The following is a 20,651-nucleotide window of genomic DNA, read 5'->3' as shown; positions in this document are numbered from 1 at the left end:
TTCGACCTGGTCCGTTGGAACTACTCGGCGGTGGACACTCATCTGCCACGTTCGGCGGTCCACCCTAGGGTGGTCGGCATGACCACTGCTCATGACTTCTCCGCCACCGGAATCGACGGCGCCGAGCGGCACCTCGCCGACTACCGCGGCAAGGTGCTCCTCGTCGTCAACACTGCGACCCAGTGCGGGTTCACCCCGCAGCTCACGGGCCTCGAGGAGCTGTACAAGACCTACGTCGACCGCGGCCTCGTCGTGCTGGGCTTCCCGTGCGACCAGTTCGGCCACCAGAACCCCGACGGTGACGACGAGACCGCGTCGTTCTGCGAGAAGAACTACGGCGTGACCTTCCCGCTGTTCTCCCAGATCGAGGTCAACGGCGACGGCGCCCACCCGCTCTACCAGTGGCTGAAGAAGGAGAAGGGCGGCGTCGGCCCCTCGAAGATCAAGTGGAACTTCACGAAGTTCCTGGTCGACACCGAGGGCAACGTCATCAAGCGCTACGGCTCGACCACGGCGCCCGCCAAGATCGCCGGCGACATCGAGAAGCTGCTTCCCGCCTGAGCTTCGCGTGTCGCCCGCCACCCTGAGGCCCGGACGGACCCGTTGCGCTTGGTTTCGGCCCGGGGGAGTGGCAGAATAGGACGTCGGCCCTGGTTCACGTACGCAGCCCTGCGCACGACCCAGCGTCACTGAGAGGACACCATGAAGAGCGACATCCATCCCGCGTACGTCGAGACCCAGGTCACCTGCACCTGTGGCAACTCGTTCACCACCAAGAGCACCGCGCCCGAGGGCTCCCTCCGCGCCGACGTCTGCTCGGCCTGCCACCCGTTCTACACGGGCAAGCAGAAGATCCTCGACACCGGTGGCCGCGTGGCCAAGTTCGAGAAGCGCTACGGCAAGAAGTAGCTGCTCCGCGACGCCGGTCATCCCCGTCTGGGGATGACCGGCGTCGTCGTCTGTCCAGCCGTCCCCGCCGTAGGTCCACGCACCGCACCGCCAGGAGCCCGCATGTTCGACGCCGTCACGACCCTGCTCGAGGAGTACGCCGACCTCGAGCACCGGCTCGCGGACCCTGCGGTGCACGCCGACCCGGCCGTCGCCAAGCGCGTCGGGCAGCGCTACGCCGAGCTCGGGGGCATCGTCCGCACCCACCGTGCGCTGCAGGAGGCCACCGACGACCTCGAGGCGGCTCGCGAGCTGGAGCTCGCCGACGAGGTCGCCGAGCTCGAGCCGCAGGTCGCCGGGCTCGCCGCGCGGCTGCAGCGCCTCCTCGTCCCACGCGACCCCGCCGACGGCAAGGACGTCATCGTCGAGATCAAGGGCGGTGAGGGGGGCGACGAGTCGGCGCTCTTCGCCGCCGACCTCCTGCGCATGTACTCGCGCTACGCCGAGACGCGTGGCTGGAAGGTCGAGGTCCTCGACAGCACCGAGACCGCGCTGGGTGGATACAAGTCCGTCACGGCCTCGGTCAAGTCCGGCAAGGCCACCGATCCGGGCGAGGCTCCGTTCGCGCTGCTGAAGTTCGAGGGCGGGGTCCACCGTGTGCAGCGGGTCCCGGTCACGGAGTCGCAGGGCCGCATCCACACCTCCGCGGCGGGGGTCCTGGTGCTCGCCGAGGCCGAGGACGTCGACGTCCAGGTCAACGACGCCGATCTGCGCATCGACGTCTTCCGGTCGTCGGGTCCGGGCGGACAGAGCGTCAACACGACCGACTCCGCGGTCCGGATCACGCACCTGCCCAGCGGCATCGTCGTGAGCTGCCAGAACGAGAAGAGCCAGCTGCAGAACAAGGAGCAGGCGCTGCGCATCCTGCGCTCCCGGCTGCTCGAGGCGGCCCAGGCCGCGGCCGATGCCGAGGCGTCACAGGCGCGGCGCTCGCAGATCCGCACGATGGACCGTTCCGAGCGGGTCCGCACGTACAACTTCCCCGAGAACCGCGTGTCGGACCACCGCACCGGCTTCAAGGCGTACAACCTCGACGCCGTGATGGACGGCGCGCTGGGCGACGTCATCACGTCCCTCGTCGAGGCCGACCTCGCCGAGCGGCTCGCAGCCCTCGCGTCGGACGCGACATGAGCGTCCGGAGCCAGGCCGAGCGTCTCCTCGAGCAGGCCGTCGAGACGCTCCAGGCCGGCGGGGTCGCGTCGCCCGAGGTCGACGCGGAGCTCCTGCTCTCGCACGTGTGCGGCGTCCCCCGGGCCATGGTCCGACGCGCGCCGGTGCAGGAGATGCAGCGCCGCACCTTCCTGGAGATGATCGACGCCCGGGCCCGGCGCGTGCCGCTGCAGCACATCACCGGCACCGCGGCCTTCCGCTACGTCGACGTCGAGGTCGGGCCGGGCGTGTTCGTGCCGCGGCCCGAGACCGAGGTCATGACCGGGTGGGTCATCGAGCAGGTGCAGCACCTGGAGGCGCCCGTCGTGGTCGAGCTGTGTGCGGGCTCGGGCGCCATCTCGCTCAGCATCGTCCACGAGGTGCCCCAGGCCCGGGTGCACGCCGTCGAGCTCGACGAGGGCGCGATGGAGTGGGCCTTCCGCAACCTCGCGGGCACCGGTGTCGACCTGCGGCAGGGCGACATGGCGGGCGCCTTCCCCGAGCTCGACGGTGCGGTCGACGCGGTCGTCGCCAATCCGCCGTACATCCCGCTCGACGCGTGGGAGAGCGTCGCCCCGGAGGCACGCGACCACGACCCGGCCCTGGCGCTGTGGTCGGGCCTCGACGGGCTCGACGCGATGCGCGTCGTCGAGGAGGTCAGCTGGCGCCTGCTCCGCCGTGGCGGCGTCCTGGCTGTCGAGCACGCCGACGCCCAGGGTGAGTCGGCTCCGGCGGTGTTCGCGGAGCGGTGGAGCGGTGTGCGCGACCGGACGGATCTGGCCGGGCGGCCGCGTTTCGTCACGGCCCACCGACCCTGAGTGGTACATTCGTCCAAATTTTCCGACGGACACTCTGCACAAAGTCGTTGTGACGCGGGTCACCCGCGTTTACAGTGACTCAGCGCAGGATCGACGCGAAGGGGACGCATGGGACGGCAGGGCGGCGTGACCGTGGGGCGCAAGCCGTCGCGGACGTCCGGTCTCGTGCGATCTGCGGGTGGCAAGTTCTGGGGTGGGATCGACACGTTCGGGGCCATGGTCATCCTGGGCCTCGGCTCGCTGCGCTTCCTCGCCACTGACATCGTGCTCCGGCGGTTCTCCTGGCGCGAGTTCTTCGACCAGTCCTGGTTCATGACGCGGGTCGCGTTCCTGCCCACCGTGCTGGTGGCCATCCCGTTCGGCATCATCATCGCGATCCAGGTGGGCGCGGTCGCGTCGCAGATCGGGGCGGTCTCGTTCACGGGGGCCGTCAACGGCATCGGCATCCTGCGCCAGGCCGCGCCGCTGGTCACCTCGCTGCTCATGGCCGGGGCGGTCGGCTCGGCGGTCTGCGCCCAGCTCGGTGCCCAGACCGTGCGCGAGGAGGTCGACGCGATGAAGGTCATGGGCCTCAACCCCGTCCAGCGCATCGTCGCCCCGCGGGTCGCGGCGGCGATGGCGGTCGGCTTCCTGCTCAACATCGTCGTCGCGGCCACCGCGATGCTCACCGGCTACGTCATCAACGTCGGCGGGGGCTCGGTCAGCTCCGGCGCGTACCTCTCGTCGTTCATCGCCTTCGCGCAGCCGACCGACCTGATCCTGGCCGAGGGCAAGGCTGTGATCTTCGGCTTCCTCGCCATGGTCATCGCGGCCTACAAGGGCCTCAACGCCTCCGGAGGCCCGAAGGGCGTGGCCGACGCGGTCAACCAGTGCGTCGTCATCGCGGTGATCGTGCTCGCCGTCGTCAACGTCGCGATCACGCAGGGCTACGTCATGCTCGTGCCGGCGAGGATCGCATGACCACCGAGCGGGTGGGTCGCCCCCGCGCGGCGAGCCGGGTCGTCGGGCGCGCGTCGGACGCCGCCACCGACCAGATCGCGACGATCGGCACCTTCACGACATTCCTCGTCCGCGCCGTGGCCGCGGTGCCCACGACCCTGCGGCACTACCGGGCCGAGACCTTCCGGATCCTGCTCGACATCAGCTGGGGCACCGGCGCGATCCTCGTCGGCGGCGGCACGGTCGGCGTCATGGTGCTGCTGGCGCTCTCGGCGGGCACGTCGCTCGGCATCGAGGGCTTCAACGGACTCGAGACGATCGGGCTCGCGCCGCTCACGGGCTTCGTGTCGGCCGTGGTCAACACCCGCGAGCTGGCCCCGCTCGTCGCGGCGCTGGCCCTCGCGGCGCAGGTCGGGTGCCGGTTCACGGCGCAGCTGGGCTCGATGCGCACGAGCGAGGAGATCGACGCGCTCGGCGTCATGGCCGTGCCGGCCATCCCGTACCTCGTCACGACCCGCATCATCGCCACGATGATGGCGATCCTCCCGCTCTACATGATCGGGCTGGCCGGGTCCTACCTCGCGTCGCAGATGGCGGTCACGGTGCTGTTCGGCCAGCCGAGCGGCACCTACGAGCACTACTTCGGCACGTTCATCGCCCTGTCGGACGTCCTGCTCTCGGTCGTGAAGATCGTCGTGTTCGCCTTCGCGGTCGCGGTCATCCACTGTTGGTACGGCTTCATGGCGAAGGGTGGCGCCGAGGGCGTCGGCGAGGCCACGGGCCGCGCCATCCGCGCCAGCATCGTCGTGGTCGTCCTGCTCAACATGGTCATGACGCTGCTCTTCTGGGGCGGCGACCCCGGCGTCAGGATCTCGGGGTGACGTCATGAGCGAGCGCCAGCGAGTGAACATTCCGGGTCGGGTCATGGCGGTGCCGCGTATCGTGGCGTTCTTCCACGCGGTGACGTCATGACGGCGGCGTACATCTCACGCGACCTCGAGCACCGCCGGGGCAGTCTCGTGCAGCGAGGCATCGCGACGCTCGTGGTGCTGGGCCTGGCGGTCGTCGGCTTCGTGGCGGCGCAGGGTGGACTCTTCAGCGACCGGGTCGACGTCGCCGCGCAGGTCGACGACATCGGTGGCGCCTTGGTGGTCGGCAACGACGTCAAGATCCGGGGGGCCATCGTCGGTCGGGTCACGTCGATCGACGCCCGCGACGGCGGGGTCAGGCTGGGGTTGTCGATCGACCCCGACGAGGCCGACCGGCTCCCGGCGGAGGTCACCGCTCGCATCCTGCCGGCCACGGTGTTCGGCACGTCCTTCGTCGACCTGGTGCCGCCCGAGCGCGGCGCGGCCGGCGACACGCTCCGGGCCGGTGCCGTCATCCCGCAGGACCCCTCGACCGAGACCCGGGAGCTGCAGGACGCGCTCGACACGAGCTACGAGATCCTCACGGCCGTGGAGCCGGCGCGCCTGGCCACGACGCTCGGGGCGTTCGCCGAGGCCCTCGACGGTCGCGGCGAGTCCCTGGGTTCGACCTTCGTCACCCTCGACTCCTATCTGGAACGGCTCGAGCCGCAGCTGCCGAAGGTCCGGGAGGACCTCCAGCTGCTCGCCACCAACCTCTCCACGATCGCCGACGTCTCCCCGGACCTGCTGGACTCGCTCGAGAGCTCCTTCGTCACGACCCGCACGATCGTCGACCGACAGGCCGACCTCGCGACGGTGCTGACCGGGGGCGACGCGCTCGTCGACGAGACGCAGCTCCTCGTGGCCGGGAACCAGCAGGCGCTGATCAAGGCGCTCGACCAGTCGGCGCCGATCGTTGAGACGATGTTCGACCGGCGGGCCGGTTTCTCGAAGACGTTCGACTCGCTCGTCGAGCTGTCGACGATCGGCGCGACGTCATTCACCGACCCCGACGCGGGGGCGACCTCGGGCGGGTTCCTCGAGACGACGGTCGACATCGTCGTCAACACCGACCCGCCGTACACGGGCGCCGACTGCGCCGTCTTCGGTCCTGAGGAGTACCGCGCGTACGGCCCGAACTGCGGCGCGACGTCCGCCCCGGGGCCCGGCCCGACGGGCGACACCGGCCTCGTGGCCGAGATCCAGGGCCTGCTGGCCCAGCTCGAGGCGGTTGCCGACGCGGACCCGAACGGCATCGGCGACCTGCTCACCCGCGGATTCGTGGGAGGTGACCAGGGATGAACTGGGGCGTCCGGATCAAGTTCTCGGTCTTCGCGGCCGTCGCGCTCGCGATCATGCTCGTCATCTACAACACGATGGTGAACCAGGTCAACGGCGAGTCGACCCGCTACACGGCGGAGTTCACCTCGGTCTCGGGCCTGCGCCCGGGCGATGACGTCCGCGCGGCCGGCGTCCGGGTGGGCCGCGTCGAGCAGATCCGTCTGGAGGGCACCGACCGCGCCCGCGTGGAGTTCACCCTGGGCGCCGACCAGGCCGTCACCGACACCACGGTGATCTCGGTGCGCTACCAGAACCTGCTCGGGCAGCGGTACCTCTCGCTGATCCCGGGCGAGCAGGCGGGCGCCGAGGTCGAGCCGGGCGACGTCGTGGGCACCGACCAGACCGATCCGGGATTCGACCTCACGGCGCTGCTGAACGGCTTCGAGCCACTGTTCGAGACGCTCGAGCCGGAGGCGCTGAACCGGCTCGCGACCTCGATCGTCGCCGTGCTGCAGGGGGAGGGGGGAACCGTCGAGGCCCTCCTGGCCGAGACCGCCGCGCTGACCCAGGACCTCGCCGCCAAGGACGACGTCATCGGCGAGGTCCTCGCCAACCTGACGCCGGTGCTCGAGAACTTCACGGCCCAGGAGGCGGCGTTCACGAACACCGTCGACCAGCTCTCCGCGCTGATGACCGGGCTCGCCGCCGAGCGCGACGCCTTGACGGGCTCGTTCGACGGCGTGTCGGAGCTGGCGCAGGCCGCGGCCTCGCTGACGCAGGAGATCCGCCCCGACCTCGACACGACGATCGCCTCGCTGCGCGACGTCGCCGACACCCTCGTGGGCCACCAGGCCGCCCTCGACGAGCTGTTCGAGGCCGCACCCCTCGGGTTCGACTCCTTCGCCCGGCCCACCAACACCGGTACCTGGCTCAACATGTACATCTGCATCATCTCGGTCGACGTCGTGCCCGGAACCTCCCTCTACCTCGGCAACCAGGCCGGCCCGTACTCGGAGGTGTGCTCATGACCCGGTCCACGCGCGGACTGTGGCGCGAGCCGCGCGCCGTGGGGCTCGTCGGCGTCATCGGCGTCGTGGTCCTCGGCCTGCTCGTCATCGGCCTGAGCAGCGCCACCTTCGGCAAGCGGCACCTCACGGCGATCATCGAGCACACCGCGGGCCTCCGGGTCGGCGAGGAGGTCCAGGTCGCGGGCGTGGGGGTCGGCGAGGTCACCGAGATCCGTCTCACCGAAGAGGCCGTGGCCGTCGAGTTCACGATCGACAGCGACGTCGCGATCGGCAGCGGCACCTCGGCGGCGGTCAAGGTCGCCACGCTCCTGGGCACGCACTACCTCGAGGTCACGCCGTCGGGCACCGGCGCCCTGGCCGACAACACGATCCCGCTCGAGCGCACCCGCGTGCCCTACAACCTCCAGGACGTCATCGAGGGCGCCCAGACCCAGCTCGAGGCACTCGACGAGGACGTCCTCGCGGAGTCGATGACGGTGCTCGCCGACGTCCTGGGGCGCACGCCCGAGGAGACGAAGGCCGCCGTCGAGGGGGTCGCCGCGCTCTCCTCGGCCGCGGTCCAGCGCACCGACGAGCTGAAGGCGCTGCTCGAGGCCACCGGGTCGTTCACCGGCACGCTCGTCGACCAGCAGGACGAGATCCTCGTGCTGCTGGACCAGTCGGCCCTGGTCCTCGACGCGCTGACGTCGCGGCAGGCGGCGATCGACGCGCTCCTCGTCGACGCGCAGAGCCTGGCCACCGAGGTCAGCGGGATCCTGAGCGACACCGCTGACGACCTCGACCCGCTCATGGTCAACCTCACGGCGTCGCTCGACCACCTCTACGAGGTGCGCGACACCGTGCTGGCCACGGTCACGAGCCTGTCGAGCATGACGGTGTACCTCGCCAACGCGTCCGGCAACGGACCGTGGGTCGACCTGCACGTGCCGTCGGCGATCCCGGACAACCTGTTCTGCCTCAGCCCCAGCCGGGAGTGCTCATGAGCCGCGCGATGCCCGGACGCCTGGTCCGGCCGATCCTCGCCCTGGTGCTGGCCCTGCCCCTGCTCGGGGGCTGCGCCGCCCTCGGCCAGGACCAGACCCGTCTCACGGTCCAGTTCTCGGACGCGACCGGCCTGTTCCACGGCAACGACGTCGGCATCCGGGGCGTCACCGTCGGCACGGTGGAGTCGATCACCCCGGCCGGCGCCTACGTCGACGTCGAGATCGTGGTCGACGGAGACGTCAAGCTGCCGAAGGACGTCGGAGCCGTCATCGTCTCGCGCTCGGTCGCGACCGACCGCTACGTCGAGCTGACCCCGGCCTACACGTCCGGCCCCGAGGTCGAGGACGGCGCCGTGATCGCGGTCGACCGCACCAGGACGCCGGTCGAGTTCGAGCAGCTGCTCGGATCGCTCGAGGACGTCTCGGCGGCCCTCGGCACTCCGGAGGGAGGCGCAGGCGGGTCCGACGGGCCGCTCCACGACCTGCTGTCCGCGAGCGCCGCCAACCTCCAGGGCAACGGTGGCACGATCGCCAGCGGTCTCTCCGACCTCGCGACGGTCCTGTCCTCGCTGTCGGGCACGATGCCGGCCGTCGAGCAGAACCTGACCAACGTGGACACCCTGACCCAGACCCTGGCGTCGAACGACGCGCTCGTGCGCAGCTTCGTCACGCAGGTCACCGACGCGACGGTCATGCTCGACGGCCAGAAGCTCCAGATCGAGGCCACGTTCGACGCGATCACCGCGATGCTCCAGGGCCTCACGGACTTCTCGGCAGCGCACCGCGACCAGATCGCAGCCCAGATCGACGACTTCGTGGCGTTGTCCGACGAGCTCGTGGCCCATGAGCAGGACATCACCCAGCTGCTCAGGAACGGACCGCTCGTGACGCAGAACCTGCCGAACGCGATCGACGACCGCGGACGACTGCGCTTCCTGACCAGGCCCGCCGACCTCATCCCGGGGCGCTCGACGGCGCACGAGGTCTGCGAGTCCGCAGCGACCCTCTGCGAGACCATCGACCTCGAGAACGCCTCGCTCTTCGACCTGCTCGACCTGCTGCGAGGGGAGCGCCAGTGAACCGGCTCAGGACGGGTCTCGTCGGCGTCGCCGTGGTCGCGGTCCTCGGCGCGGGCCTGGCGGGCTGCGGCACCACCGCCGCCGACCTCCCGCTGCCCGGCACGTCGATGCCGGGCGACACCTACCGGGTCTCCGCCACGTTCGACGACGCGCTCAACCTCGCGCAGGGCGCCTCCGTCAAGGTCAATGGCGTCGTGGTCGGTCGGGTCGTCGAGATCGGGGTCGAGGACCTGAAGGCCGTCGTCTCGATGGACATCGCCACCGACACCCGGATCGGCACCACGGCCGACTTCCGCCTGCGGACGACGACGGCGTTGGGCGAGCTCTTCGTCGACGTCGTGGAGAACCCTGCTGCGGCCGCACCCGCGACCGACCCAGCCGCGACCGACCCAGCTCCCGGTGGTGCTTCCCTGCTCGAGGACGGGGCCCGGGTCGACCCCGACCGGTCGTCGGCCGCCCCCACGGTCGAGGACACGCTCTCGGCGGCCTCGCTCTTCATCAACGGCGGAGGGCTGAGCCAGATCCAGACCATCGTCGACGAGACGAACCTCGCGATCGGCGGTCGCGAGGACACCGTGCGTGACGTGCTGCACCGCATCACCTCCACCGCGTCCACCGTCACCGACATGAGCGCCGACATCGACGCGGCACTCGCCGCCGTCGCCGAGGCCTCCGGCGTCCTGGCGGCTCGTCAGGGCACGATCGACCGGGCCCTGACCGAGATCGCACCGGCCGCGCAGGTGCTCGACCAGAACACCGCTTCGCTCGTCGACCTCCTGACGTCGATCGATGCGCTCGGGGCCGTCGTGGTGCCCACGATCGCGCAGACCCGTGACGACATCGCGGCCATCGCCGCGCAGGCGGGGCCGATCTTCGCCGAGGTCGCCTCGGTCGAGCCGCGTCTGGACGCGGGGGTGGAGCAGATCCTCGCCTTCGTGGCCGGCATGCAGTCGGGCGTGCCGGGCTCCTTCCTCAACACCCACCTCGCGCTCCGGGGATCACTCGGCATCGGCGATCTCAGCCTGATCGCTCCGTCGAGCGACGGCTCCCCGCTGCCCGAGATCGCTCCCGACCTGGTCCAGGACCTCAACCAGCTGCCGCTCATCAGCACGCTGACCGGACTCGCGCCGACCCCGGGCTCGAGCCCGGCTCCCGGGGCCACCGCGCCGGGCGGCAACCCGCTCGACGACCTGCTCAAGGGACTCACCGGAGGTGCCTCGTGAAGCGTCTGCCCCTGAGCCTCATGGCCCCCGCCGTGGCGCTGCTGGCCGTCTTCGTCCTGACGACCGTGTACGTCTACCAGTCGTTCCTGGGGGGATCGATCGCGCAGCGGCCCACGACCGTCACGGTGGAGCTCAGCGAGACGGGCGGACTGTTCGAGCGCTCGTCGGTCACCTACCGCGGGGTCAAGGTGGGGCAGGTCACCGAGATCCGCACCACCGCGACGGGCGTGGAGGCCGAGCTCGCGCTCGACCCCGGCATCGAGGTCCCGGCGTCCTCGCGGGCGGTCGTCCGCAACCTGTCGCCGGCGGGGGAGCAGTTCCTGGACCTCCAGCCGGAGAGCGAGTCCGGCTCCGTGTTCGCCGACGGCGACACGATCGCCCTGGACCGCACCGAGACGCCGACGACGATCGCGGAGTCGCTGAACGCGATCGACACGCTGATGTCGCAGGTCGAACCGGCCGACCTCCAGGTCACGCTCGACGAGCTCAGCGTCGCGTTCGCCGATCCCGACGACCTGGCGACGGTCGTCGACTCGAGCCAGCAGATCCTGGAGACCCTCGACGCCTACTGGCCCGAGACCGAGCGGATCATCGCGAACTCGGGCACCGTGCTGCGCACCGGGGTCGAGCTCGAGCCGCAGCTGCGCACGCTGGCGCCCGCCGCTCTCAGCCTGACCCAGTTCCTCGCCGGCTACGATCCCAAGCTGCGCACGATGCTGCAGGACACCCCGGCACGGGTGACGGAGCTCCGCTCCTTCACGTCGACCGTGGGGCTCAAGCTCCCGGCCATGTTGACGGCGATGGGCGAGTTCACCGACATGACCCTGCCGTACCGGCCCCATCTGTGGCAGCTCTTGGCCGACCTGCCGGAGGGCTTCACGGAGTTCGCGTCGACGATCAACGGTGGCTTCCTCAACGCCGTCATGCTCGTCGACACCAGGCCCTTCGCCGAGGCGGTCTGCCGCTACGCGCCCGACCCCGTGCCCACCGATCCGACGCGGCTCGCGGTCGACACGTCCCGGGGCTGCTCGGCCGACTTCGGCCTGCAGCAGCGCGGCTCGGCCAACGCGCCCGGTCCGGTCGGGGTGCTCGCTCCGTGAGCGGCCGGGACGAGCGGTCCGTCGCGGCCTCGGTGGCCAGTCGCCTGCGTCGCCAGGAACGCTCACCCCTCGTGCTCGCCCTGGCCGGTGGCCTGGTCCTGGCCCTGGTGGCTCTCGCAGTCGTGGGCTGGCAGTGGCGGGGCGACGCGCAGCGCTACGGCGCCGAGCAGGACGCGCGCGAGGTGGCGGAGGAGCTTACCGCCCAGATCCTGACGTGGAAGGCCACGACGCTCGACGACGACGCCGCCTGGGCCGACGACGGCGCCACGGAGTCGTTCCAGGACGACTACGCCGCGATCATCGACGGGTTGCGCGAGACCTACGGCGCGCTCGTCGCCTCCTCGAGCGGCTCCGTGCTCGCGTCGTCACCCCGTGCCGTCTCCGCCGACGAGGTGGAGGTCACCCTGTACGCGCAGCAGAGCGTCGCGCAGGGCTCCTCGGCCTCCACGACCTGCGTCCTGTCGTCGATCGTGCTGACCATGCTGCGCGCCGACGACGCCTGGCTGGTCGACGACCTCGAGGCGCCGGGCGAGCCCGTCGCGGTCCCGTGCTGAGGCCCGGTCGTGATCTCGTGGCGAGCGCCGGTGCCGGTGCGGTGCTGAGTCCCGCGCGACGCTGCCGATAACCTGCCCGTCATGGGAGACCTCGCGCTGGTCGCGACGGCGTTCGCCTTCGGCGTGGCCTCGTCGATCCTGCCGGTGTTCCTCAACGCCGAGGCCTACGTCATCGTGCTCGGCACGTTGACCGAGAGCCCGGTGTTCCTGTTCTGGTTGATCATGTCGCTGAGCGTCGGCACCGTGCTGGGCAAGGTCGTGGTCTTCGACCTCGCGCGCAAGGGGCGACGACGACTCGCCAAGCGCGACCGCGAGCCCCGGCCGCCCCGCAACCGATTCACCGCTCGGGTGCGCGCCTTCAGCGACTGGTTGCTCGGCCTGCTCGACCGGCCCTACCTCGGGGCCACGACGGTGTTCGTCTCCTCGGCGTTCATGGTCCCTCCGCTCGCGATCGTCTCGATCCTGGCGGGCGCCTCCCGGCAGCCGATGTGGCTCTTCTCGCTGATGGTGTTCACGGGCCGGACGCTGCAGTACCTGGCGATCGCGTTCGTGCTCCACCACGCCGTGTCCTGAACGGGTACCGCGTCCCGCCACGCCGGCGTCGTGCGGCGTAGGGTCTTCGTGTGGCACGCACCCCCGTGGTCGCCGATGGCATCGGCCCGATCCTCACGGTCCCCAACGCGATCACGGTCGTGCGCACCGTCGTCAGTCTCGGTCTGGCCCTCGTCGCCCTCCAGAGCGACGACCGCCTGCCGTGGGTCATCGCGGCCTACCTGGTGTACTACCTCGGCGACAGCGCCGATGGCCTCGCCGCCCGACTGCTGGGCCAGGAGACGCGGGCCGGGGCCGTGCACGACATCCTGAGCGACCGCCTGTGCACCGCGGTATGCGCGACCAACCTGATCCTGCTCCAGCCCGACCTGGCGGTGCCGGTGGGGATCTTCCTGCTGAACTTCATGGTGCTCGACTGCTTGCTGTCGCTGTCGTTCCTGCTCTGGCCCATCGTGAGCCCGAACTACTTCGCCGTGGTCGACGAGCTGGTCTACCAGCTCAACTGGTCGCACCCGGCGAAGGCGCTCAACAACATCGGCATCATCGTGGCGGTCGTCGTCGGGAACCTGCCGCTGGCCCTCGTCATCGTGATCGCCCAGGTCGCCGTGAAGGCCTGGAGCGCCCATCGCGTCGTCGGTCGCATCCGGGAGCTCGAGGCGAGCCGCGAGGTCGCCGTGTGACGACGGCCGCGGTGGTGCTGGCGGCCCTGGCCTACGGCATCGGCTCCGCCCTCATCCCGGTCCTGAACGCCGAGGCGTACGCCGCCGCGACGGCGCTGCTCCTCGACGGCATGGACGTCGTCTGGATGGTCGTGTTCCTCTCGATCGGCACCGTGGTCGGCAAGGTGGTCCTGTTCCAGGCGGCCCGGGCCGGGCGGGACCTGAGTCGCCGCCGGCCGCCACGAGAGCCTCGTACCGGCCGCCTGGCTCGCGGGGTGCAGCGTGTCGGCGCGGTCCTGATCGGGTGGCTCGACGATCCGATCCGCGCCGTCGTCACGGTGCTCGCGTCGGCCTTCATCGGCATCCCGCCGCTGCTCGCCGTCGCCGTGCTCGCCGGGGCCTCGAGGATGCGGGTCGTCGTGTTCGCCGCATCGGTCCTGGTGGGCCGCGCGGGAAGGTTCGTCCTGATCGCCGGTGCGGCCCACGGCCTCGTCTGACCGACCTCGCAGACTGACGCCTTAAGGTGACATCGTGATCGAGCGCAGCGAGGGCACCGACGGTTCGCTCATGGGATCGCCGAACTACCGTGCTCTTTCTGGTGAGGTGATCCCAGTGATCGAGCGCAGCGAGGGCACCGATGGCTCTCTCATGGGATCGCCGAACTACCCTGCTGTTTCGGGTGAGGTGATCCCATGATCTTCGACTGCCGTGACGAGGCGCAGCGACGCGACGGCGTCGAGGCGGCGCGGACCGCCGTGCGTGCCGGCGAGCTGGTGGTCGTCCCCACCGACACCGTGTACGGCATCGCGGCCGATGCGTTCTCGCCCGCCGCCGTGCAGAGCCTGCTCGACGCCAAGGGCCGCGACCGCACGATGCCGCCGCCGGTCCTGATCGGAGCCACGTCGACGTTGGAGGCGCTCGTCGCCGAGGTCCCGGGCTGGCTCCGCAGCATGACCGAGGAGATGTGGCCCGGTGCGCTCACGGTCGTGTGCCACCAGCAGGCCTCGCTCGACTGGGACCTCGGGGAGACCCACCGCACCGTCGCGGTGCGCGTGCCCGACGACGTGGTCGCCCGCGAGCTGCTCGGTGCGACGGGGCCCCTCGCGGTCAGCAGCGCCAACCGCACGGGACAGCCGGCGGCGACGACGGCCGCCGAGGCCCGGGAGCAGCTGGGCGACTCGGTCGCGGTCTACCTCGACGGTGGCACCTCGCCGGGGGGAGTCCCGTCCACGATCCTGGACGTCACGGGGCCGACGCCCCGGGTCCTGCGCCAGGGCGCGGTCGACCTCGCCGACCTGCACCGGTTCAACAACACGATCGAGCCCGCCCCGGGCACGGCACCGGCGGGGGGACCAGCCGGTGCGTGAGTACCTCGCCGTCTTCGGCATCGCCCTCGGCGTCACGTACCTCCTGGCCTCGATCGCGAGGCTCGTGGCCGTGCGTGTGGGCGCCCAGGCCCGCGTGCGCGACCGCGACGTCCACGCCGTCCCCACGCCGTACTTCGGAGGGCCGGCGATGCTCGGCGGCCTCGTGGCGGCCACGCTGCTCGCCGAGCGCCTCCCGTTCCTCGGCTCGGCCGACGCGACGGTGTTCCACGACGTGCGCGCGATCCTGGCGGGCGGAGCGCTCATCTGCGCCGTCGGGGTCGTCGACGACCTGATCGAGCTCGACGCGCTCACCAAGTTCGCGGGGCAGGTGCTCGCGAGCGTCGTGGTGGTGGCCCTCGGCGTGCAGTTCGTGTACCTGCCCCTGCCGGGAACCTTCATCGGGCTCGACCAGGCGCAGGCGATGCTGCTGACGATCGTGCTGATCGTCGGGTCGGCCAATGCGGTCAACTTCGTCGACGGCCTCGACGGCCTCGCGGCCGGCATCGTCGCGATCGGGGCCATCGCCTTCTTCGTGTTCGCCTTCATCCTCGCGGTCGAGAACGGCGAGACCCGTGCGATCGCGGCGGCCATGCTGACGATCGCCCTGGCCGGCGTGTGCCTGGGGATCCTGCCCCACAACTTCTATCCGGCGCGGATGTTCATCGGCGACTCCGGGTCGATGCTGATCGGCTTCGTCATGGCGTGCTCGTCGATCAGCCTCACCGGTCAGTTCCCGCCCAGCAGCCTCGCGCAGGGCGTCGGCGACGCCGACGCGAGCTTCCTGCCGGCGCTGCTGCCCTTGATCCTGCCGTTCATGGTGCTGGCGATCCCGTTCGTCGACATGCTGCTCGCCGTCGTGCGCCGCACCCGCGAGCGCCGCTCGCCGTTCAGCCCCGACAAGATGCACCTGCACCACCGCCTGCTCGAGATGGGGCACTCGCACCCGCAGGCGGTCCTCTCGATGTACGCGGTCGCGGGCCTGTTCGCGTTCGGCAGCGTCGTGGTCAGCCTGCTGAGCGGGTGGCAGTCGATCGTGGCGTTCCTGGTCCTGCTCGTGCTGAGCGGCATCGCGATCATCCTGGCCCCCAAGCTCAGCTCCAAGGTCGGTCCGTAACTGCAAACCTCGGCAAGGGGGCACTCCGGCCCAGATTTGCTCGCGAATCCACCGTTCTTCCTCAATGGTTCGGTGGATACGGCAGCAAATCTGGGGAGGGGGCGGGTGAGGGAGCGATCAGGCGGAGGGCGGCCTGACCCACGGCACACCTCGCCGGTCCGTGCCGCTTGTCAATCCGATGAACCGGACCTCGCCACCTCGGGGAACCGGTAGTGCCCCGGGATGGGAGCATGGCCCCATGCAGATCCTGCGCCGCGTCGTCGTGCCGTGCCTCGTCCTGATCGCGGTGACCGCGGTCGTCGCGGGCTTCATCGGAGGCCGGGAGGCCCTCTCTGGGGCCTTGGTCGGCGGGGTCCTGGTCGTGGCGTTCCTGGGGTCCAGCCCGGGCCTGCTCGACCCGCTGGCCAAGAAGAACCCGATGGCGTCCCTGCCGATCGCGCTGGGCTTCTTCACCGTCAAGGCGGTGGCCGCGATCGTCGTGCTGGCGGTGCTGCTGGACGAGGACGGGATCGGCCAGCACCTGGAGCGTCAGGCCGTGGCAGCGGCCATGGTCGTGACCGCGATGGCGTGGATCGGGCTGCACCTGATGACCCTCCGTCGGTCGCGCACCCCGATCTACGACCTCGAGTAGGAGTTCGCCGAGGGGGCCTGATAGCCTTCCCGCAGCGAGTCAAGGACGTGATCTGCGACTCGCAATGACGCTGGCCGTACGCCCGGATCGCGACTCATGGTCGCGCGACCGCGCCATGATCTGAGAAGGAGACCGAGTGTCCCTCGCCTCCGGCCTTTCCGCCGCATCGAGCCCCCCGAGCCCCGGCCCGGCCGACTTCAACCTCCCGGCGATCTTCGAGGTCGGCGCGCTCGAGGTCACCAAGCCGATGATCCTGCTGGCGATCTCCGCGGTGCTCATCGCTGCCCTGTTCGCCGCCGCCGCGCGTCCTGCGGCCGTCGTCCCGGGCCGCCTCCAGTTCGCCGGCGAGATGGTCTACGGATTCGTCCGCAACGGCGTCGCGCGCGACAACATCGGCAGCAGCGACTTCCAACGCTTCGTGCCGTTCCTGTTCGCGATCTTCACCTTCGTGTTCGTCAACAACTACTACGGCCTCATCCCGGTGGTGCAGTTCCCGTCGATGTCGCACATCGGCTTCCCGCTGGCGCTCGCGGCCATCACCTGGATCGTCTACAACGGCGCCGGCATCGCCCGCCACGGATTCGTCGGCTACCTCAAGCACGAGACGGTCCCCGCCGGCATGACGGGCCCCATCCTCATCCTGCTGGTGCCGCTGGAGTTCCTCTCCAACATCCTGCTGCGTCCCGTGACGCTCACGCTGCGTCTGTTCGCCACGATGTTCGCCGGTCACCTCCTGCTGCTGCTCTTCTCGCTCGGCGCGGAGTACCTGCTGCTCCACTCGGAGAACACGCTGGCCATCCCGGCCGGCATCGCGTCGGCGATCCTGTTCGTCGGCATCAGCTTCCTCGAGATCCTCGTGATGTTCCTCCAGGCGTACGTCTTCACGCTGCTCGCCTCCATGTACATCGGTGAGGCGCTCGCCGACGAGCACTGATCCACCCGGATCGGCTCGTCGGTGTCTCACCGGCACAACTTCACATCCAGACCCGAAACTTCGGCACGGACGTACCGTGCCGACGACGAAAGGAAATGCCGTGGACGGCAACCTGAACATGATCGGCCTCGGCCTGGCCGCGATCGGCCCCGGCATCGCCGTCGGCCTCATCTTCGCCGCGCTGGTGTCGGGCGTCGCCCGTCAGCCCGAGGCCCAGGGGACGCTGCGTCAGCTCGCGATCCTCGGCTTCGTCCTCGCCGAGCAGTTCTTCATCATCGGCCTGGCGCTCGCGTTCGTTCTCTAGTCCGTAGCCCCAGCCACCGACTCCGACAGAAGGCTCACGCATGATCTCGACTCGACTCGTCGCGGCCACCGAGGGTGAGGAGCTCAACCCCCTCATCCCGCACGCCGCGGAGATCGTCCTCAGCGCGGTCGTCTTCCTCCTGCTCCTCTTCCTGATCGTCAAGTTCGTCGTTCCGGGCTTCGAGAAGGCCTACGCAGCGCGTACGGCCGAGATCGAGGGCGGCATCGAGGAGGCGCAGGCGGCGCAGAAGGAAGCCCAGGCGGCGCTCGAGCAGTACAACGCTCAGCTCGCCGAGGCACGTCACGACGCCGCTCGCATCCGCGAGGAGGCCAAGGAGCAGGGCGCGCAGATCCTCGCCGAGCTCCGGGCCGACGCCCAGGCCGAGGCGCAGCGCATCACCTCGGCCGCGCACGCGCAGGTCGAGGCCGAGCGTGCCCAGGTCGTGGCGCAGCTCAAGAGCGAGGTGGGCACGCTGGCCACCGAGCTCGCGAGCCGCATCGTGGGCGAGGCGCTCACCGACGACGCGCGCAGCCAGCGCACCGTCGAGCGCTTCATCGCCGAGCTCGAAGAGGAGTCGGCCAACTGATGTCCACCACGCAACTCCGCGGTGCCTCCGCCGCCTCGCTCGACACGGTCCTGGCCGCGGTCGACGCGAGCGGTGACTCGGGTGCGGAGCTCGGCGAGCAGCTCTTCGGAGTCGTCGCCTCGCTCGACTCCTCGCCGGCACTGCGTCGGGTCCTGACCGATCCGTCGACCGAGGACGAGGCCAAGCGCGGTCTCGCCTCGTCGGTGTTCGGGAAGGCCGTCTCGGCCGCCACCCTCGAGGTCGTCCGCACCGCGGTCGGCGCTCGGTGGCGTGTGGGGCGTGACCTCACCGACGGCCTCGAGGTCGCCGGCGTCGTCGCCATCCTCAAGGGTGCGGCCGCCGCCGGCCAGGTCGATGTGCTCGAGGACGAGCTGTTCTCGGTGGCGAACCTGGTCACCTCCACCCCGGAGCTGCGGTCGGCGCTGTCCGACACCACGGTCCCCGGGGCCGGCAAGTCCGACCTCGTCGGCTCGATCCTCGACGGCAAGGCCCAGCCGGCCACCGTCGCGGTCGTCCGCCAGGCCGCCCGCGCACGATCCGCGTCGTTCGAGCGCACCCTCGGGGCGTTCGCCGACCTGGTCGCCGCGCGTCGCAGTCGCCTCCTCGCCGAGGTGCGCACCGCGCACGAGCTCGGCCAGACCGAGCACGACCGGCTCGCCGCGGCGCTCACGGCCCGTTACGGCCGCGACGTCCACCTGAACGTCGTCGTCGATCCGTCCGTCATCGGTGGCCTCGCGGTCAGCGTCTCCGACGACGTCATCGACGGCACCATGTCCAGTCGCCTCGAGGCTGCCCGCCGGCAGCTCGCGGGCTGAAGTCTTCGCATCCCACCCAGTAAGGCAGGCACACCATGACGGAGCTCTCGATTCGTCCGGAAGAGATCCGGGACGCGTTGCAGAAGTTCGTGGCCGACTACACGCCCAGCGCGGCCAGCACCGAAGAGGTCGGCATCGTCTCCGACGCCGGTGACGGCATCGCCCACGTCGAGGGTCTGCCCTCGGCGATGGCCAACGAGCTCCTCGAGTTCGAGGACGGCACGCTCGGCCTCGCGCTGAACCTCGACGTCCGCGAGATCGGTGTCGTCATCCTCGGCGACTTCGCCGGCATCGAGGAGGGCCAGAAGGTCCGCCGCACGGGCGAGGTCCTCTCGGTCCCCGTGGGCGAGGGCTACCTCGGCCGCGTCGTCGACCCGCTCGGCAACCCCATCGACGGACTCGGCGACATCGAGACCGACGGCCGTCGTGCCCTCGAGCTCCAGGCGCCCAACGTGATGGAGCGCAAGAGCGTCCACGAGCCGCTCATGACCGGTCTGAAGTCGATCGACTCGCTCACCCCGGTCGGCCGCGGTCAGCGCCAGCTGATCATCGGTGACCGCCAGACGGGCAAGAGCGCGATCGCGATCGACACGATCATCAACCAGAAGGAGTTCTGGGAGTCGGGCGACCCGAGCAAGCAGGTGCGCTGCATCTACGTCGCGATCGGTCAGAAGGGCTCGACCATCGCCGGCGTCCGCGGTGCCCTCGAGGAGGCCGGCGCCCTGGAGTACACGACCATCGTCGCGGCGCCCGCGTCCGACTCGGCCGGCTTCAAGTACCTCGCCCCGTACACCGGCTCGGCCATCGGCCAGCACTGGATGTACGCCGGCAAGCACGTCCTGATCGTGTTCGACGACCTGTCCAAGCAGGCCGAGGCGTACCGCGCCGTGTCGCTGCTGCTGCGTCGCCCGCCGGGCCGCGAGGCCTACCCCGGCGACGTCTTCTACCTGCACTCGCGTCTGCTCGAGCGCTGCGCCAAGCTCAGCGACGAGCTGGGTGCCGGTTCGATGACGGGCCTGCCGATCGTCGAGACCAAGGCCAACGACGTGTCGGCCTACATCCCGACCAACGTCATCTCGATCACCGACGGCCAGATCTTCCTGCAGTCGGACCTCTTCAACGCCAACCAGCGTCCCGCGGTCGACGTCGGCATCTCGGTGTCGCGCGTCGGTGGCGCGGCGATGCAGAAGTCGATGAAGGCCGTCACCGGCTCGCTCAAGGTCGAGCTCGCGCAGTACCGCGCGATGGAGGCATTCGCGATGTTCGCCTCCGACCTCGACGCGGCGTCCAAGGCCCAGCTGGCCCGTGGTCAGCGCATCATGGAGCTGTTCAAGCAGGGCCAGTACCAGCCGTTCGCGGTCGAGCAGCAGGTCGTGTCGCTGTGGGCCGTGCAGAACGGCAAGGTCGACGACGTCCCGATCGACGACGTGAGCCGCTTCGAGACCGAGTTCCTCGACTACATCAAGCGCTCGCACAGTGGCATCTTCGACGCGATCCGGGAGACCGGAAAGTTCGAGGACGACACTGCTTCGTCGCTCGAGGACGCTTACACCTCCTTCCTCGACCAGTTCGAGACGAGCGACGGCCAGTCGATCAAGCCGGGCTCGCAGGACGTCGAGGCCCTGGACGACGAGGACGTCGAGCAGGAGCAGATCGTCAAGCAGAAGCGGGGCTGACCC

General features: G+C 70.3%; 25 protein-coding genes. All 25 read left to right on the top strand.

Translation table 11 applies throughout. The features are described from left to right. The first annotated feature begins 78 nt into the window (after nucleotides 1-78). The 25 genes from V6S66_RS10070 to atpA all read left to right on the top strand — a co-directional run bounded on the left by V6S66_RS10070 (nucleotide 79) and on the right by atpA (nucleotide 20,648). On the top strand, nucleotides 79-561 hold the full coding sequence (locus V6S66_RS10070) for a glutathione peroxidase (protein WP_334206608.1): 483 nt from the start codon (nucleotides 79-81) through the stop codon (nucleotides 559-561). A 141-nt stretch (nucleotides 562-702) separates the two neighbouring features. After that, entirely contained in the window at nucleotides 703-909 is a 207-nt protein-coding gene (rpmE, locus tag V6S66_RS10065) for a 50S ribosomal protein L31 (protein WP_334206607.1), read from the top strand. A gap of 102 nt (nucleotides 910-1,011) precedes the next feature. Beyond that, nucleotides 1,012-2,079, top strand: coding sequence for a peptide chain release factor 1 (gene prfA / locus V6S66_RS10060; RefSeq protein WP_334206606.1), 1,068 nt, complete (start codon nucleotides 1,012-1,014; stop codon nucleotides 2,077-2,079). Then, a complete protein-coding gene (gene prmC, locus V6S66_RS10055) occupies nucleotides 2,076-2,915 on the top strand; it encodes a peptide chain release factor N(5)-glutamine methyltransferase (protein WP_334206605.1) in 840 nt (279 codons plus the stop codon). The genes prfA and prmC overlap by 4 nt, the downstream gene beginning before the upstream one ends. Nucleotides 2,916-3,023: 108 nt before the next feature. After that, a complete protein-coding gene (locus V6S66_RS10050; protein WP_334206604.1) occupies nucleotides 3,024-3,875 on the top strand; it encodes an MlaE family ABC transporter permease in 852 nt (283 codons plus the stop codon). Further along, complete coding sequence (locus V6S66_RS10045; protein ID WP_334206603.1) at nucleotides 3,872-4,735, top strand: ABC transporter permease; 864 nt, start codon at nucleotides 3,872-3,874, stop codon at nucleotides 4,733-4,735. The genes V6S66_RS10050 and V6S66_RS10045 overlap by 4 nt, the downstream gene beginning before the upstream one ends. A gap of 87 nt (nucleotides 4,736-4,822) precedes the next feature. Continuing rightward, on the top strand, nucleotides 4,823-6,064 hold the full coding sequence (locus V6S66_RS10040; protein ID WP_334206602.1) for an MCE family protein: 1,242 nt from the start codon (nucleotides 4,823-4,825) through the stop codon (nucleotides 6,062-6,064). Beyond that, nucleotides 6,061-7,071 carry an MlaD family protein gene (locus V6S66_RS10035; RefSeq protein ID WP_334206601.1) on the top strand — a complete coding sequence of 337 codons (1,011 nt, stop codon included), beginning with the start codon at nucleotides 6,061-6,063 and terminating at the stop codon, nucleotides 7,069-7,071. Before V6S66_RS10040 ends, V6S66_RS10035 begins: the two co-directional genes overlap by 4 nt. Continuing rightward, nucleotides 7,068-8,054, top strand: a complete 987-nt coding sequence (locus V6S66_RS10030) for an MCE family protein (protein WP_334206600.1) — start codon at nucleotides 7,068-7,070, stop codon at nucleotides 8,052-8,054. The genes V6S66_RS10035 and V6S66_RS10030 overlap by 4 nt, the downstream gene beginning before the upstream one ends. Beyond that, nucleotides 8,051-9,133: an MCE family protein gene (locus tag V6S66_RS10025; RefSeq protein WP_334206599.1), complete on the top strand. Its 1,083-nt coding sequence runs from the start codon at nucleotides 8,051-8,053 to the stop codon at nucleotides 9,131-9,133. Before V6S66_RS10030 ends, V6S66_RS10025 begins: the two co-directional genes overlap by 4 nt. Continuing rightward, nucleotides 9,130-10,356, top strand: a complete 1,227-nt coding sequence (locus V6S66_RS10020; protein WP_334206598.1) for an MlaD family protein — start codon at nucleotides 9,130-9,132, stop codon at nucleotides 10,354-10,356. The genes V6S66_RS10025 and V6S66_RS10020 overlap by 4 nt, the downstream gene beginning before the upstream one ends. Further along, nucleotides 10,353-11,456: an MlaD family protein gene (locus tag V6S66_RS10015; protein WP_334206597.1), complete on the top strand. Its 1,104-nt coding sequence runs from the start codon at nucleotides 10,353-10,355 to the stop codon at nucleotides 11,454-11,456. Before V6S66_RS10020 ends, V6S66_RS10015 begins: the two co-directional genes overlap by 4 nt. After that, nucleotides 11,453-12,010, top strand: coding sequence for a hypothetical protein (locus tag V6S66_RS10010; RefSeq protein ID WP_334206596.1), 558 nt, complete (start codon nucleotides 11,453-11,455; stop codon nucleotides 12,008-12,010). The genes V6S66_RS10015 and V6S66_RS10010 overlap by 4 nt, the downstream gene beginning before the upstream one ends. An 81-nt stretch (nucleotides 12,011-12,091) precedes the next feature. Continuing rightward, complete coding sequence (locus tag V6S66_RS10005; RefSeq protein ID WP_334206595.1) at nucleotides 12,092-12,583, top strand: hypothetical protein; 492 nt, start codon at nucleotides 12,092-12,094, stop codon at nucleotides 12,581-12,583. 50 nt (nucleotides 12,584-12,633) lie between these two features. Then, nucleotides 12,634-13,242, top strand: a complete 609-nt coding sequence (locus V6S66_RS10000) for a CDP-alcohol phosphatidyltransferase family protein (protein ID WP_334206594.1) — start codon at nucleotides 12,634-12,636, stop codon at nucleotides 13,240-13,242. Further along, nucleotides 13,239-13,718: a VTT domain-containing protein gene (locus V6S66_RS09995; RefSeq protein WP_334206593.1), complete on the top strand. Its 480-nt coding sequence runs from the start codon at nucleotides 13,239-13,241 to the stop codon at nucleotides 13,716-13,718. Before V6S66_RS10000 ends, V6S66_RS09995 begins: the two co-directional genes overlap by 4 nt. Before the next feature lie 34 nt (nucleotides 13,719-13,752). Beyond that, a complete protein-coding gene (locus V6S66_RS09990; protein ID WP_334206592.1) occupies nucleotides 13,753-13,917 on the top strand; it encodes a hypothetical protein in 165 nt (54 codons plus the stop codon). Further along, nucleotides 13,914-14,588 carry an L-threonylcarbamoyladenylate synthase gene (locus V6S66_RS09985; RefSeq protein WP_334206591.1) on the top strand — a complete coding sequence of 225 codons (675 nt, stop codon included), beginning with the start codon at nucleotides 13,914-13,916 and terminating at the stop codon, nucleotides 14,586-14,588. The genes V6S66_RS09990 and V6S66_RS09985 overlap by 4 nt, the downstream gene beginning before the upstream one ends. Continuing rightward, nucleotides 14,581-15,702, top strand: a complete 1,122-nt coding sequence (locus V6S66_RS09980) for an MraY family glycosyltransferase (protein WP_334206590.1) — start codon at nucleotides 14,581-14,583, stop codon at nucleotides 15,700-15,702. Before V6S66_RS09985 ends, V6S66_RS09980 begins: the two co-directional genes overlap by 8 nt. Before the next feature lie 238 nt (nucleotides 15,703-15,940). Next, entirely contained in the window at nucleotides 15,941-16,333 is a 393-nt protein-coding gene (locus tag V6S66_RS09975) for a hypothetical protein (protein ID WP_334206589.1), read from the top strand. Nucleotides 16,334-16,469: 136 nt separating this feature from the next. Continuing rightward, the gene (gene atpB, locus V6S66_RS09970; RefSeq protein WP_334206588.1) at nucleotides 16,470-17,267 is read left to right on the top strand and encodes a F0F1 ATP synthase subunit A; all 798 of its coding nucleotides are present in this window, start codon (nucleotides 16,470-16,472) and stop codon (nucleotides 17,265-17,267) included. A 100-nt stretch (nucleotides 17,268-17,367) separates the two neighbouring features. Continuing rightward, nucleotides 17,368-17,571 carry an ATP synthase F0 subunit C gene (locus tag V6S66_RS09965; RefSeq protein WP_290583972.1) on the top strand — a complete coding sequence of 68 codons (204 nt, stop codon included), beginning with the start codon at nucleotides 17,368-17,370 and terminating at the stop codon, nucleotides 17,569-17,571. Between the two features lie 40 nt (nucleotides 17,572-17,611). Further along, nucleotides 17,612-18,157, top strand: coding sequence for a F0F1 ATP synthase subunit B (locus V6S66_RS09960; protein ID WP_334206587.1), 546 nt, complete (start codon nucleotides 17,612-17,614; stop codon nucleotides 18,155-18,157). Then, the gene (locus V6S66_RS09955; protein ID WP_334206586.1) at nucleotides 18,157-18,972 is read left to right on the top strand and encodes a F0F1 ATP synthase subunit delta; all 816 of its coding nucleotides are present in this window, start codon (nucleotides 18,157-18,159) and stop codon (nucleotides 18,970-18,972) included. Before V6S66_RS09960 ends, V6S66_RS09955 begins: the two co-directional genes overlap by 1 nt. Nucleotides 18,973-19,007: 35 nt before the next feature. Further along, nucleotides 19,008-20,648, top strand: a complete 1,641-nt coding sequence (gene atpA, locus V6S66_RS09950) for a F0F1 ATP synthase subunit alpha (RefSeq protein ID WP_334206585.1) — start codon at nucleotides 19,008-19,010, stop codon at nucleotides 20,646-20,648. Nucleotides 20,649-20,651: the final 3 nt, after the last annotated feature.

The sequence above is a fragment of the Aeromicrobium sp. Sec7.5 genome (genome assembly GCF_036867135.1).
Classification (GTDB): Bacteria; Actinomycetota; Actinomycetes; order Propionibacteriales; family Nocardioidaceae; genus Aeromicrobium.
Note: the sequence above shows the minus strand (reverse complement) of the source record. Positions and strands in the feature narration are given on the sequence as shown.

Coding starts and splice junctions, on each gene's coding strand:
- V6S66_RS10070 (WP_334206608.1), top strand. CDS start 79: ATGACCACTGCTCATGACTTCTCCGCCACCGGAATCGACGGCGCCGAG.
- rpmE (WP_334206607.1), top strand. CDS start 703: ATGAAGAGCGACATCCATCCCGCGTACGTCGAGACCCAGGTCACCTGC.
- prfA (WP_334206606.1), top strand. CDS start 1,012: ATGTTCGACGCCGTCACGACCCTGCTCGAGGAGTACGCCGACCTCGAG.
- prmC (WP_334206605.1), top strand. CDS start 2,076: ATGAGCGTCCGGAGCCAGGCCGAGCGTCTCCTCGAGCAGGCCGTCGAG.
- V6S66_RS10050 (WP_334206604.1), top strand. CDS start 3,024: ATGGGACGGCAGGGCGGCGTGACCGTGGGGCGCAAGCCGTCGCGGACG.
- V6S66_RS10045 (WP_334206603.1), top strand. CDS start 3,872: ATGACCACCGAGCGGGTGGGTCGCCCCCGCGCGGCGAGCCGGGTCGTC.
- V6S66_RS10040 (WP_334206602.1), top strand. CDS start 4,823: ATGACGGCGGCGTACATCTCACGCGACCTCGAGCACCGCCGGGGCAGT.
- V6S66_RS10035 (WP_334206601.1), top strand. CDS start 6,061: ATGAACTGGGGCGTCCGGATCAAGTTCTCGGTCTTCGCGGCCGTCGCG.
- V6S66_RS10030 (WP_334206600.1), top strand. CDS start 7,068: ATGACCCGGTCCACGCGCGGACTGTGGCGCGAGCCGCGCGCCGTGGGG.
- V6S66_RS10025 (WP_334206599.1), top strand. CDS start 8,051: ATGAGCCGCGCGATGCCCGGACGCCTGGTCCGGCCGATCCTCGCCCTG.
- V6S66_RS10005 (WP_334206595.1), top strand. CDS start 12,092: ATGGGAGACCTCGCGCTGGTCGCGACGGCGTTCGCCTTCGGCGTGGCC.
- V6S66_RS09985 (WP_334206591.1), top strand. CDS start 13,914: ATGATCTTCGACTGCCGTGACGAGGCGCAGCGACGCGACGGCGTCGAG.
- V6S66_RS09975 (WP_334206589.1), top strand. CDS start 15,941: ATGCAGATCCTGCGCCGCGTCGTCGTGCCGTGCCTCGTCCTGATCGCG.
- V6S66_RS09960 (WP_334206587.1), top strand. CDS start 17,612: ATGATCTCGACTCGACTCGTCGCGGCCACCGAGGGTGAGGAGCTCAAC.
- V6S66_RS09955 (WP_334206586.1), top strand. CDS start 18,157: ATGTCCACCACGCAACTCCGCGGTGCCTCCGCCGCCTCGCTCGACACG.
- atpA (WP_334206585.1), top strand. CDS start 19,008: ATGACGGAGCTCTCGATTCGTCCGGAAGAGATCCGGGACGCGTTGCAG.